Source organism: Priestia sp. YIM B13552, from assembly GCF_042787775.1.
Taxonomy (GTDB): domain Bacteria; phylum Bacillota; class Bacilli; order Bacillales; family Bacillaceae_H; genus Priestia; species Priestia megaterium_E.
This window is the reverse complement of sequence record NZ_JBHZOU010000002.1, coordinates 38,160-52,665: the sequence shown is the minus strand read 5'-3', so window position 1 is coordinate 52,665 and position 14,506 is coordinate 38,160. Positions and strand designations below refer to the sequence as shown.

The window sequence follows — 14,506 nt, the reverse complement described above, 5'->3', positions numbered from 1 at the left end:
TAAGGTATGTATTTGATTTTAGACAATGGGAGGGGTATAAATGAAATCCTATAACTATTTTTGCTCTACTCAAATTGAGGTAGGGACGGGAAAAGCTAAAGAATTGCCAGAAATGCTAAAATCTCTAAATATTGGTTCATCCATTTTAATTGTGAGTGATCCAGGTGTGGTCCGTACAGGACTAGTTTCACCAATTATAACGGCCCTTGAGGCTTCTGGTTATCGCGTATTATTATTCGACTCCATTGAACAAAATCCTCGAGATAAGAATTGCTTGGAAGGTGCTAAATTATTTCGTGAATTTGGTGCAGATGCAGTTGTTGCCGTTGGTGGCGGAAGTGCAATGGATACAGGAAAAGCTATTGCACTGTGCGGTCCAAACGGCGGGGAACCATCTGACTATGCAGACGGCCGACTTTTGTATTCAAACATTGCACCAGTTATTTGTATTCCAACTACTTCAGGTACGGGCTCAGAAGTTACTCGTTCTGCTGTTATTACGGAAGCATCTACACATCGAAAAATGACACTCAAACATAGTTTGTTAAGACCCGTCTTAGCGATTCTTGATCCTGAACTAACATTAAGTCTTCCGCCTTCTGTTACTGCTGCTACTGGCATTGATGCACTCGTTCATGCGATTGAAGGTTATACGTGTAAAGTAACAAATCCTATTTCACAAGCGCTCGGAGCTCAAGCAATGAGAACCATTGTTTCGGCATTGCCTATCGTTTTCCGCGATGGCAAAAATGAAGCGGCTCGTCAAGATATGCTGGAAGGAAGTCTCTTAGCAGGCCTTTGTTTTGGATCTGCAGATGTTGCTTCAGTACACTGCTTAGCAGAAGCGCTTGGAGGACTTTATGATACCCCGCATGGAGTTGCTAATGCTGTATTTTTGCCATATGTATTAAGATTCAATTCTATGGAGAATAAGCAATTGCATGCGACATTAGCACGGTATATGAACTTTGCCAAGGATTCAGATTCAGATGAAATAGCTGTTGAAAAATTAATTCAAGGGATTATAGAGTTAACCGAATCATTAAATATTCCTAAATTAAAAGATTTAGAGGGTGTAAAGAAAGAAGACTTTCCGAGCATTGTAAGGTTGGCCATGCAAAACAACTCAACATCAAGTAACGTCCGTTTAATTACGGAGACTGATTATATGCAAATTCTTGAACATGCTTACTTTAACTCTGTAGATCGAAATTGGAATTCTGGAGTAGAGAGCTTGAATTAAAAGATAAAGAGTAAATATAGAAGACACTCATCAAAAAGAAGCCCTTGATACAATTAGCAAGGGCTTTCAAAAATATGAGAATCACAGTTAATACATATTTTTCCTGGTTCTAAGCAGTAAGCTTTGAATCATTATTATCTTTAGATGCTTGATTCTTGTTTCTTAAAAGAAATGCACCAAATAGAGTAAAGATAGTAACAATAACCCCCATGATTAAGTATGTTTGACGAAAGCCAATGGAATCGTATAGATTTCCTACGATAGGAGAGAGTATAACAGCCCCTAGCTGCATTGCGAACTGGTATCCAACCAAATATAAAATTGAAGAGAATTTTGTATCAAAATGTGTAGCAAGATATTTAAACACAGAAACGATGATAATGGCAAACTCTGGTGCGTTAAGAAGCTTAATAAATGAAATGCTGTATGGATCTGATACTAACCCTGAACCTATCACGCGCAAAATCATAATGATTCCCGCTAAAATTAAACCTCCTTTAGGACCGACTTTACGGACAATGAATGGAGCAACTAACAGCATACCTGATTCCAAAAAGACCTGACCTGCGTTCAAGTAACCGAATATTTGGTTACCTAATTGTTCGGTTGGGAACAAAGAGGCATAATATACAGGGAATTGCTGATCAAACACATTATAAATACAGCCCGTCCCGAGCATGAAAATCATAAAAACCCAGAAATCTTTTCGTTTAAATAAACTGCCCAAATCTTGAATAGAAAGGGACTTTGCCTTTTTTTCTTCGATAGTGGATACTTCTACTTTTGTAAGAAAAATAACAAGTAATAAGAGAATGCCTGACCCGATGCAATCCAAAAGTTGATATCAGGGTTAATATTAAGCATTCGTCCCCCGATGGCAGCTGCAACGGCAGCTCCTATTGATCCCCAAAGTCTTGCACGACCGAATTCAAACTCGTACTTTCTTCCAACTTTTTCAATATATGACTCGATAGCTGAGATACCAGCTAAAAAAGTGATGGCAAGATAAGACCCACCTGTCAGAGCTCCTAACCAAAAATTCCAGTTTAAAAGTGGTTGATAGATAAAAATGAGAAATGGTCCAGATAAAATAACTAAAATTGAAATGAAGTATAATAAATTCTTTCGTAAGCCCAATTTGTCAGAGATATATCCATAAAGCGGTTGGAAAAGCATAGTAAAGACAGCGTTTACAGAAAAAACAATACCTGTTTGTGCTCCGGAAAGGTTAAGGCTTTGTCCCAACCAGATAGCAAAAAAAGTGAAAATAGAGGCAATAGATAAGAAGAACAAGAAAAAGAAACTGCTTAGCTTCCAGTAAAGTTTATTGTTTTGCATATTTAAATCCCCTTTGCTGTTTATGTATCTAAATTTTATTTAGAAAGCGTTTTCGATTTGATTGTATTATATATGGTACCGATTTCATATGTCAATAAGAAATTAATTAACAAAAACACCTTTTAAAAAAGGTTTATTTAAGTATAATGTGTTTTTTTTGAGTATGGTACTGATTTCTTACTTGTGAAACAAACACTTTTAAGTACGCTGATTTATTAAGCATGAAACATTTTATATAAAAAGGTTCTGTTTTGAATAGTCACAGTGATTTTACTGGTAATCTTATTGAACGCATGATATAGAGATGCAAACGAATTCATTCATTGCATTGTGGCTCTTTCTTAACGTAAAATAAGTATGAAACTGATTTCAGTTAGTGATGGAGTGATAAATAAATGCCTACCATATATGACGTAGCAAAATTATCGGGGTTATCAAAAACAACCGTTTCCCGTGTTATAAACAATCATTCGTATGTTTCAGAGGAGAAAAAAAATCTGGTGCTAAAAGCAATGAAAGAGCTTAACTATACCCCGAACCCTTCAGCAAGAAAGTTAAGGGGACAGGTAACGACTACAATTGGTGTCATTGTACCAAGAATCGTAAATCCTTTTTTCTCTTATTTAGTCGATTCAATTGAACAAATTGCTTATAAAAACGGTTATCATGTATTAATTTTTCAAAGTAATGAAGACAAAGAGAAAGAATTGGCCTTTTTAAATTTACTAAAAACAAAGCAAGTTGACGGAATTATTATGACCTCTATTGAGAATGACTGGAGTATCATAGAACCGTTTACTGAATCTGGTCCTATTTTGTTATGCAATGAATATGTAAACAACGCAAGTGTTCCAATCGTTCGATTAGATCAATACAAGGGTGCGTATATAGGCGTAAAGCATTTACTTGAAAAAGGCCACCGGAAAATTGGGTACTGTACAGGTGGATTGTTTGCTGAGGAAGGTAAGGACAAGGACCGTAATCAAGGTTACCAAAAAGCACTTCAAGAGGCAGGGATCGAGCCAGATCCAAAATGGATCTTTGTTAATCAACACAGTATTGAAGATGGAAAACAAGTAGTTAAAAAAATCCTGTCAATGGAGGATCGTCCAACAGCTATATTTACAGGAAGTGATGAAATTGCCGGGGGAATGATGATTGAAGCCAAAGAGTGTGGTCTAAAAATACCTAATGATTTGGCGATTATTGGCTTTGATGATCAACCTCTTGCACAAATGTTAGATCCAAAGCTAACGACTATACGACAACCTATTGATCAGATGGGGATTAAAGCAATGGAAACCCTTATTGATATGTTGAATGATTCGGAAGTAAAAGTGGAAACTTTTGAACTTCCAATCGAGCTGGTTATCCGAAGTTCAACGTAATAGGAGGTCACATATGAAGGTGAGGACTGAACTTATTCGTTCTCACCTTTTTTGAAAAATTTTCAGAAAAATCATTGAAACCGTTCCCATGATGTAATACAATAAATTTATCTTAAAGAAGAAGGGTCATATCAGACTTTTTAGTAGCATAAATTTTTTTAATCATATATGGTATCGATACCATATAAACGAAGGATAAGTACATAATCTTAATACAAAAATATGGGAGCTGATAAGAAATGGTTCAACTAAGTGAAAGAAAGAATGAAGAGAGCGCTACAATAAAGAATAGACAATGGTGGAAGGAAGCTGTTGTATATCAAATTTATCCGAAAAGTTTTTATGATTCTAATGGTGACGGAATTGGTGACTTAAAAGGAGTTATTCAAAAATTAGATTACTTAAAAGAGTTAGGTATCGACGTTATTTGGTTAAGCCCAGTTTATCAATCACCAATGGACGATAACGGATATGACATCTCTGATTATCAAGCAATTGCAGAGGAATTTGGCTCTATGGAAGATATGGATCTATTAATCCGTGAAGCTAAAAAAAGAGATATAAAGATTATTATGGACTTAGTTGTTAACCATACTTCGGATGAGCATGAATGGTTCATAGAATCAAAAAGTGATGTAAATCATCCTAAAAGAGATTGGTATATTTGGAGAAACGGAAGAGAAGACGGGACTCCGCCTAACAATTGGAAATCTATTTTTGGCGGTTCGTGCTGGGAGTATGATGAGAAAACCGGACAGTATTATCTTCATGCATTTTCTAAAAAACAGCCTGATCTTAACTGGGAAAATCCTGATCTTCGAAATGCCGTTTATAAAATGGTCACATGGTGGTTAGATAAAGGAATTAGCGGCTTTAGAGTAGATGCCATTACATTTATAAAAAAACGACAGGACTTTGCTGATTCGCAGGATGGAATGAATGTAATTGAAACCAATCAACAAGGCATTCATGAATTTTTAAGTGAATTAAGTAAAGAAGCTTTTACTTCACATGATATTTTAACCGTGGCAGAAGCACCTGGGGTATCACACAAAGAACTACCTATTTATGCCGGAGAAGACGGGCACTTTAGTATGCTTTTTGAGTTCGATCATGTCGATCTAGATGTAGGAAAAGAAGGAAAATGGTATGAACCGTATAATTGGAATCTACTTGATTTCAAAAAAGCCATTTCTGACAGTCAAACGTTCTATAACAACACAGGGTGGGGAGCGCTTTATTTAGAAAACCATGACCAGCCTCGTTCTTTAAACAAATTTATTAAACCAGAAGATATAGGACCTATTCCAGCTAAAATGTTAGCTACCGTCTATTTCTTCTTAAAAGGAACGCCATTTATCTATCAAGGGCAAGAAATTGGAATGACAAATGTAGAGTATCCATCAATTGAGCATTACAATGACTTGGCTTCAATCGATCAATATTACTCTGCGCTGAAAGAAGGATTCTCAAAAGAGGAAGCATTAGCAGCGATTTGGAGACGCAGTCGTGATAATTCTCGAACACCTATGCAGTGGAATCATTCTGAACATGCAGGGTTTAGCCAAGGTACACCGTGGCTAGAGATAAATTCTAATTACTCTTCTATTAACGTCGAGAATGCTTTAAAAGATCGTAATTCTTTATTTTATTTCTATAAAAAGTTAATTAGTTTAAGAAAAAGCAGTCCATATTCAGATGTTATTGCTTTTGGTAAATATGAAGACATGTTTAAAGACAGCCTACAAATTATGGCCTACACGAGAGAGTTGAACGATAAAAAAATAGCGGTGATTGCTAACTTTGATAATAAAGAGTTAACTCTAAACTTAGATTGTAATATAAAAAATGTTATTTTATCGAACTATGATCATTTAGAGTTACACCTAAATCAAATAAAATTGCGACCTTACGAGTCCATTGTTTGTGAAATCGATTCATCATTTTAATCTCTTTTTATCATAATTGACTCATTCACGTATAGAAAGGCAGGGTGAAATCTTTTGAAAACATTAAGAAATCAACATCAAGAAAAAATCTCAAAGGCAATGGAATCTGTGTTAAACGAGCAGGAGTCTGTTGATCAGAATCATTGGCGACTACAATACCATGTGTCTACACCAGCATTCTGGATGAATGACCCAAACGGATTCAGCTTTTATAAAGGTGAGTATCATTTGTTTTATCAACATCATCCTTACTCTCCCGAGTGGGGGCCAATGTATTGGGGGCATATAAAAAGTAAGAATCTTACTCATTGGGAACACCTTCCGATCGCTCTTGCTCCGAGTGAAGAATACGATCAAGACGGATGTTTTTCAGGAAGTGCAATTGAAAAAGACGGAAAACTTTATGCAATGTATACAGGGAATGTGTGGACAGGGGATAACTATGATACGGACTTAAGACAGGTTCAGTGTCTTGCTGTAAGCGAAGACGGCGTTCATTTTAATAAAGTGCCTCAAAATCCAGTTATTGGTTCAGTGCCTGAAGGGGATATTCATCCTCATCATTTTAGAGATCCAAAAGTATGGAAGAAAGACGACTATTATTATTGTGTTCTTGGATCACGCACAAAAGATCATGAAGGCCAAGTTCTTTTGTATCGTTCAAGAGATCTGTTGAAATGGGAGTTTATAAATGTAATGGCCAAAAGTCAAGGGGATCTTGGTTTTATGTGGGAGTGCCCGGATCTTTTTAGTCTCGAAGGACAAGACGTGCTTGTTATATCGCCTCAAGGAGTAAAACCAGAAGGAGATCTTTATCATAACTTACATCAAGCTGGATACGTAAAAGGGAAATTAGACTATCAAACAGGGCTGCTTCAACATGAAGACTTTCAGCTTTTGGACTATGGGTTTGATTTTTATGCTCCTCAAACGACAGAAGATGAACACGGCAGACGTATTATGATAGCGTGGATGGATATGTGGGAAAGCAGCATGCCCGAACAAAAACACAATTGGGCAGGCGCAATGACTATTCCGCGTGAGCTTTCTATTAAACAAGGGAATATAATTAGTAAACCAATTCCAGAGCTTAAGCAGCTTCGTCAAAATCAGGTGCAATATGAAAATATTATCGTTAATGGAGAACAGGAACTTGCAGGTATTTCAGGTGATTGTTACGAACTTGAAGTGAAAATTAACGCAAAAGCTTCTTCAAAATTTGGCATAAAAGTGAGAACACATAACGGAACTCATCAAGAAACGCTTTTAACCTACGATAAATTAGAAAGTTTGTTTATCTTTAATCGTGATAACTCAGGCAAAGGCGACGGAGGAGTAAGAAAAGCACCTGTTGGATTAAATGATAATCACTTACATCTTCATCTGTTTGTCGATAAATCGTCCATTGAAGTTTTTATTAATGAAGGCGAGAAAGTGATGACGAGCAGAATCTATCCTGGAGACAACGCGAAAGGTATTTGTTTCTTTGCAGATCAAGAAATTGAATTGGTTACCTTAAATAAATGGAACCTAAGCAAGGGCGTTTCCCCATTGGTTTTTAAAGGGTAATTAGATTTACTTGAAGAACAGACTTCCTAGAGAGGAGCTGTTCTTTTTTATGGAGTCAAAACTCCAATTCGTTTTCAAGCTTTATTATTTATTAAATGTTTATACTCATTAAGAACAGGTAAATCAGTAGTAAACGATGTTTTCAAGGAGGAACACGATTATGCCCTACAATTCGTTAAAAGAATTGCCTGATGGAGTAAAAGATAACCTTCCTCATCATGCTCAGGAAATTTATAAAGAAGCATTTAATTCAGCTAGTGACGAATACAAAGAAGAAGCTACGGCTCATAAAGTCGCTTGGAATGCAGTGAAAACAAAGTACAAAAAAGATGATGATGACAACTGGGTGAAAAAGTAGCGAGAAAAGAGCTTAAGAGTAGTTTAGTGGAATGGAGATCCGAACGATAAAATGTTCGGATCTTTTTATTGTGATTTTGAACGCAGGTTTCCTGTATGCAGGTGCTTCTAGCTGGTGCATACTCAACTAAGTGATTGATTTCACCATTACCGTTTCTTTTGAACGTTTCTACAAAAGATTTTGTTCTTGCGTTCACGCCATCCATACCTAACAACCAAATGATTCGTTCTTAATCAGTTTTTGATATTGACAGATTGGTTATATTTTGTGAGACTTAATATACATAATGTTCATTAGTTTACATCGTGTGCAGAATGTATGTTGATGATACAGGGCAGTTTAAATAGTTAATCACCAGAAAAGGTCTAAATGGCTGCACCTATACAAGTCATAATCATATGCCTGAGACTCAATAAAAGTTATACAAGGAGACGAACGATGTCTAAAAAAACAAAAGTAGATCCTAGGATAAAAAGAACAAATAAATACTTAAGAGACGCTTTAGTCGAACTTCTTAAAGAGAAAGACGTTACATCTATTACGATTCAAGAAATTACGGAAAAAGCGGAATTAACGCGAGGAACATTTTATTTGCATTACCAAGATAAGCAAGACTTTCTCATGCAGAGTATGAATGAAGTTCTAGAAGAGCTAATAGAGAAAGTAAAGCCTAAACAAAATAATGAGGATTTCGCAGCAGTAGAAGAAAATGATGAATCCGTTTCTTTCTTAAAGCTTTTTGAATTCATCTATGACCATTCCGATTATTTTAAAGTTATGCTAAGCGATCGAGGATTACCTCAATTTAGAAGTCATATGACGGAAATTGTAAAGAAAAGAGTGTATGGAGAGTTAATCTCTTCGATTGGAGAAGCAGAGGATGGACTTGATATCCCTGAAGATATTCTGATTAGCTATATCACATCAGCTCATATAGGTGTCATTTGTTCTTGGCTAGAAAGTGATATGAAATTCAGCCCTGCATTTATGGCTGAAAAATTAACTCGCCTAACGCTTTTAGGACCAATTCGAGTAGCAGGCTTAGAAAATAAAATAAAGCTTCCTTACTGAAGCTTTATTTTTTAGTTTGTTCAAATGCGGATAAACATCTTTCTTCTTTACCCTAGCTACTGTGATGGTTGGAAGAAACATGAACGCCGCATTTTTAGTTTTTTTACAATCATGAAAGGCAGAAAGGAATTGTAGTATGAAAATAGAAAAACACTGGGGGATTTCCTTACTGGCAGTTTTAGCTATTGGTCCTGGTTTAATGTTAAACACGTCATTAAATTCTATACGTGAAATTCTCCAACAAACGTTTAACGATGAATCTTATATTTCGATAACACCGGTTTTAATAGGGGTTATAAGCTTTGCATTTTGTATTCCATTTGGACCTATCCTTCGACACAGAATAGGGGAGAGAAGGACGTATGTTCTTTCGATGTGTTTATTTCTTATAGGAGCTATCGTAAGTATTGCGTCTAACAGCTTCTTAGGAATGGGCATTGGTCGTTTTTTACAAGGAACAGGAACGGGTTTAGCACTTATGATGATGATTCCAATGCTGGTTCTTTCTTTTCCGATTCAGAAAAGGAACTTGGCATTATTGATTCTTATTGGCGGATTTTATGGATCTAGCGTTGTGGGCATTTTTCTCGGAATGTTAGTGAACAGCTACGGACACTGGAGAGGGTTATTCTATATAGCGGCCGTACTTTCCTTACTGGGAATATGCTTCAGCTACAAATTTTTAACAAATGATCACGCCAAGCAACAGCACAAGCATCATGAACCGTTTGACATCATCGGTGTAGCGTTAATGTTTATGGTTACTGCATTTATTACCTTTACATTACTTAATCTCCAAAAATCAGGATGGGCATCTACTTATGTATGGATAGGCATAGTGGGAAGCATCATCTTTCTATGCTTTTTATTCGCAGCAGAATGGCATATTAAAAATCCGTTAATTCCCTTTAGATTAGTGGCTTCTCGAAAACCAGCTCTTGCTATCCTGATCGCTGTTATAGGCAATATTAGTATGAGTTTAACTCTTTTATCTCTACAAGGATTGCTTAAAAACGGATCTAGTTTTGATAAAGGAGACACTTCACTGATCTATATCGGGCTTTTTGCTGGAATAGTAATTGCCGCCATATTAAGTGCCGTATTATATGATAAAGTTGGACCGGGCGTATTAGGTATTATAGGAGCGGTTATTATTACGGGAGTGAACATACAGTGGATGTATGTAGACGGTCATGCTTCAGTTTTTCTCTTTGTTAGCAGCTTTGCCGCTTTAATCGCAGGAGTAGGGTTCACAGTTGCTGCAGGTCTTATGGGTGCAGCTTTAGGCGGACCGCTACCAAGTTTAGTCCCTCGGATGGTCACCGTTCAATTTATAAGAGTTACAGTATCTGCGGTCATCCCTGTAATCAGCAGTATCGTCTTTGCAAAGGTGTATAAAGATCACCTTGCAACAGTAAGCGCAGAGAGCCAGGTGGCTAGTAAAGAAAATTTCACGCAATCTCTACATGTAAAATCTGAAATCATTACGTATCATACATTTTCTACGTTTTCCTGTGTATTGAGCATGGTGGTATTAATTCTTTCGTTTTTGATGTTCCTAACAGGTAAAGGACATAAGCTGGCTCACAAGCCGCATGACAAAGAAACACATAAAGAAAAGCAGAGTACGGAAGAGCTTCCCAATAAAAAAGCTACTCCCGTTGTTGAACGTTCATCTAAAGAGGTTATTTCGAATCGAGTCATTGGTGACAGCGAGTATAGAGCAGCTTTGAAAAAGTTTGGTCAATCTAAACCTTCTGCTGATAAAATGCTGTATATGAGAGATCAAGAATATAGAAAAGCTCTTAAGAGAATGAAGGATATAGGACAATAAGTTAAACTGAAGAAATTTGAATAAAGAACAGAAAGAGCAAACTCACGTGTCAGGGAGTTTGCTCTTTTCATTTCTACACGTGCGCTTTGCAGATATGTTGTTAATAAATTAATAACTAATACAAAAATACAGTGCAAATATGTGTTGAATTATGTATAATTATTTATAATATAGAATAAAAATCCAAAAGGAGAAACTAGATGAATCCCTTCATAAAAGAAAGCATTGAATCCCTTGATACACAATTAGATATAATCCAAACCTGTATTAGTAGATTAGCAGATGATGATATTTGGAAAAAGTTCCGCCAAGAAACGAATAGTATTGGAAACTTATGTTTACATCTTGCTGGCAGCGAATATGCATTTATCGTCAGCATAATTGGTGGTAAGCCTTTTATTAGACAGAGATCCAAAGAATTTACTGATAACAGAGTAATGGATTCCGAGCAGCTAATAGAAAATTTAATCTTTACACGACAACAAAGTAAAGAAGTTATCGCAAATTTTGATTTTAACGATTTAGAAAAATCCATACAAATGCCTTCTACAACAAGTACATTAATTCCAGAACCAGGCAAAATACAGTCCTGTTTAAGTGTTATCTTATATGCCGTTGAACATTATGCTTATCATACGGGACAAATCGTTTATATGACAAAGCTGCTTCAAATGGAAAATGAACATATCTTAAAATGGAGACATTGAATTTAATAATCCTGTTCAGAAATACTAATTATCCATATAAAATTCAACTAATGCTGCAGGTTAATTTTTAATGTAATAAAAATATTGTGTGTGTTGGACCGCCGTGTAGGGAAAAGAATTTTACGTAAAATGAAAGAATTCATTTTAGAAGAAAATACATTAGTTCAGGATTTTTATAAATTACGTTTTGACGCGGAAAATATACATAATAGTGAATAAACAAAACAGAGCTTTCATAAAATAGGGAGTTCTGTTTTTACGCTTAATATCAATATTAAAATTTGATGGAGCCTTTTGTTTAGATGAATTTAGTATGTGAATTCGAGTTATTTGTCTCAAAAAACAATTTCCTCAGAGAGCGTTTGTCTGCACATTAAATGCATGTATTTAGCTTGTTTCTTACTTTATCTAAAAAGTATGAAATAATGAATTTTATCCAAAAAAGAAAAATTAGTAGACTAAATTAAAGGTACGCTTAGAGGGCGCAAAATCTATTTTGGCTTCAAGTCGGAGAAAAATTTTAGTGACTAGAATAGGAAAAAAGAGACTACCCTATAAGATAGTGTATGGATAGAAAAGGACATTACTTTTGTAGATAACGTCCTTTTACATAGCTAATTATTCTTTTTCAACTACTGTAAAGTATTGGACGTTTCTTTTAACAATGACCAACTCATTTGATAAATCCAATATTTTACTTTTGTCTTCAAACCTATACTGTATGTAGTTCTTTGCACGAATAAGTGATTTAGCTTCAACTAAATGACTTATTTCACCGTTAATTAGATGAAACGTTACTTCATACTTTTTCATAAGAAAACACCTCCATAGTATCAATTTTTACTATTACTTCATTTCTGATACTATTTCTTTTGGATGATGATTAAAAAGTTAGTTGTATTCTGTTAGGGCAAACGGAACAAAAAGCATATAACAGAACCAAATTTTAATTGTCACAGAGCACTAAGTTAGGTATATAGCTGTTGTTATTTAGTATATTTTAGATAGAAACAGTACTTATAGCTGTGTTACAATATTCCTGTTATGTAGAGTGAAATTCATTTTATAGTTCTATTTCGTTTTAACTTGCTTATTAAAAATTTCATATTAGGAATAGAAATTAGTTTACATAGGAAGGTTTCTAAAGCTGATTTAGAAATGAAATGGAGAGGGATCTGTGGAAAGAAACGAATTTAGAAGACAAAAAGCACTTCGGTCAAAAGAGAAGAGAAAGAAAAAGCTTAGTCAACATAATGCCTTAAATCTATCTTTAATCTTTATATCAATATGCATTGTTTGTCTGCTAATCAACTTATCATTGAGATAGAAAAAACGTTCACCAAAAAGAGTACGTAAAAGAGAGGAAGACAATTTAATATGAGTAATCAACAAACAGCAGCCGAAAGCTCTAACATCAAAGTGCTGCCGATTATTACGTCGTTTCTTATTGCTGGATTTATCGGTTTATTTAGTGAAACAGCTCTGAATATGGCGTTAAAGGAGCTAATTTCTGGCTTTGGCATTCACGAAACAACCGCACAGTGGCTGACAACAGGGTATCTGTTAACGTTAGGAATTTTGGTACCTATTTCGGGTTTTATTCTTCAGCGCTTTACAACCAGACAGCTTTTTATAGCATCTCTAATTTGCTCCATTATTGGAACATTTATTGCCGCTATTGCACCAACGTTCGGGGTACTCATGATTGCCCGTGTCGTGCAAGCCGTTGGAACTGCTTTACTTTTACCGCTTATGTTTAACACGATTCTTGTTATTATCCCGCCGCATAAACGTGGAAAGTCAATGGGGATCATCGGCCTTGTTATTATGTTTGCGCCAGCTGTTGGACCAACTGTATCAGGCTTAATCTTAAAAACATTAACGTGGCACTGGATTTTCTGGATTTCACTTCCACTGTTATTTGTTGCCTTAGTGTTTGGAGCTTTCTTTATGCAGAACGTTACCACACCAACGAAGCCAAAAATCGATATGATTTCTGTTGTTCTTTCAACAATAGGTTTTGGCGGAATCGTATTTGGATTTAGCAGCGCCGGAGAAGGCGGAGGCTGGGGAAGTCTACAGGTTATTCTAACTCTTGTGATTGGAGCTATTGCATTAGTTGCATTCTCTATTCGTCAAACGAAGATGAAAGAGCCAATGTTAGACCTTAAAGCCTTTAAGTATCCGATGTTTACAATTGGTCTTTTATTAATTCTAGTCTGCATGATGGTACTGCTGTCTGCGATGATGATTTTACCTTTGTACTTACAAACATCATTAGCTTTATCAACCTTTGCCGCTGGCCTAATGCTTCTTCCTGGAGGAGTGATTAACGGAATTCTTTCACCGGTTATGGGGGGATTATTTGACCGCTTTGGTCCCAAATGGTTAGTTATCCCTGGACTTGTGATTGTAGCCGGCACCATGTATGGTTTTTCAACCGTAACGCTAGAAACGTCAACAGGGTTTATCGTTGCTCTGCACATTGCGCTTATGATAGCCATTTCGATGATTATGATGCCGGCTCAAACAAACGGATTAAACCAGCTTCCACCTGAGCTGTACCCGCACGGAACAGCAATTATGAACACTTTGCAGCAGGTTTCTGGCGCAATTGGAACAGCTGTTGGAATTTCCATTCTTTCATCAGGTTCAAGAAGCTTCCTTGAGACGGTATCAGATAAAATGGATCCATTAAACCAAGTTCTTGCCTTTACCAACGGTGTTCAACATGCGTTCATCTTTGCGATTATTGTTTCAATTGTTGGATTGGTTATCTCGTTCTTTATCAAGAGAGTCAATGTTGAACAAAAAGCACATTAATAAAAAACACAGACCATCCAATGGTCTGTGTTTTTTAGATTTACGAGAAAATTTTAAGGTTCTGTATCAGCCGTATTAATTTTTGAAAATCTGAGGCATTTGATTTATCCTGCTGCGACTCACCTCCAAGCACATTTTAAACAAAAAGTGAAGGCCATTAAATAGAAATTCATTGCTTAAAAGAAGGTTTTTTTTGTAATAAGTGGACACTATAAGAAGAACTAGA

General features: G+C 35.9%; 10 protein-coding genes and 2 pseudogenes. 10 read left to right on the top strand and 2 right to left on the bottom strand.

What is annotated here, in order from left to right:
- Positions 1-40: 40 nt before the first annotated feature.
- On the top strand, positions 41-1,243 hold the full coding sequence (locus tag ACFX40_RS06220; RefSeq protein ID WP_377239000.1) for an iron-containing alcohol dehydrogenase: 1,203 nt from the start codon (positions 41-43) through the stop codon (positions 1,241-1,243).
- 109 nt (positions 1,244-1,352) lie between these two features.
- Here ACFX40_RS06220 and ACFX40_RS06215 read toward each other — a convergent pair.
- Positions 1,353-2,581 (bottom strand): annotated as a pseudogene (locus tag ACFX40_RS06215) (oligosaccharide MFS transporter).
- Positions 2,582-2,976: 395 nt separating this feature from the next.
- Here ACFX40_RS06215 and ACFX40_RS06210 point away from each other — a divergent pair.
- The 8 genes and pseudogenes from ACFX40_RS06210 to ACFX40_RS27600 form a co-directional block, all read left to right on the top strand.
- Positions 2,977-3,969 (top strand): LacI family DNA-binding transcriptional regulator, encoded by a 993-nt coding sequence (locus ACFX40_RS06210; protein WP_098334131.1) that lies wholly within the window; start codon positions 2,977-2,979, stop codon positions 3,967-3,969.
- Positions 3,970-4,208: 239 nt separating this feature from the next.
- Entirely contained in the window at positions 4,209-5,918 is a 1,710-nt protein-coding gene (locus ACFX40_RS06205; RefSeq protein WP_377238999.1) for an alpha-glucosidase, read from the top strand.
- A 54-nt stretch (positions 5,919-5,972) separates the two neighbouring features.
- Positions 5,973-7,487: a glycoside hydrolase family 32 protein gene (locus tag ACFX40_RS06200; protein WP_377238998.1), complete on the top strand. Its 1,515-nt coding sequence runs from the start codon at positions 5,973-5,975 to the stop codon at positions 7,485-7,487.
- Between the two features lie 160 nt (positions 7,488-7,647).
- A complete protein-coding gene (locus ACFX40_RS06195) occupies positions 7,648-7,845 on the top strand; it encodes a ChaB family protein (RefSeq protein WP_028409873.1) in 198 nt (65 codons plus the stop codon).
- A 438-nt stretch (positions 7,846-8,283) separates the two neighbouring features.
- Positions 8,284-8,916: a TetR/AcrR family transcriptional regulator gene (locus ACFX40_RS06190; protein ID WP_098966727.1), complete on the top strand. Its 633-nt coding sequence runs from the start codon at positions 8,284-8,286 to the stop codon at positions 8,914-8,916.
- Between the two features lie 136 nt (positions 8,917-9,052).
- Complete coding sequence (locus ACFX40_RS06185; RefSeq protein ID WP_272801180.1) at positions 9,053-10,750, top strand: MFS transporter; 1,698 nt, start codon at positions 9,053-9,055, stop codon at positions 10,748-10,750.
- Positions 10,751-10,950: 200 nt separating this feature from the next.
- Entirely contained in the window at positions 10,951-11,457 is a 507-nt protein-coding gene (locus ACFX40_RS06180) for a DinB family protein (protein ID WP_098966733.1), read from the top strand.
- A 72-nt stretch (positions 11,458-11,529) separates the two neighbouring features.
- Positions 11,530-11,676: pseudogene (locus tag ACFX40_RS27600) on the top strand (SF0329 family protein); the annotation flags it as partial.
- Positions 11,677-12,075: 399 nt separating this feature from the next.
- Here the strand turns inward: ACFX40_RS27600 and ACFX40_RS06175 are convergent.
- The gene (locus ACFX40_RS06175) at positions 12,076-12,270 is read right to left on the bottom strand and encodes a hypothetical protein (RefSeq protein WP_043978207.1); all 195 of its coding nucleotides are present in this window, start codon (positions 12,268-12,270) and stop codon (positions 12,076-12,078) included.
- Between the two features lie 564 nt (positions 12,271-12,834).
- On the opposite strand from ACFX40_RS06175, the gene ACFX40_RS06170 reads away from it, so the two are divergent.
- Entirely contained in the window at positions 12,835-14,280 is a 1,446-nt protein-coding gene (locus ACFX40_RS06170; protein ID WP_095378516.1) for a DHA2 family efflux MFS transporter permease subunit, read from the top strand.
- Positions 14,281-14,506 lie beyond the last annotated feature (226 nt).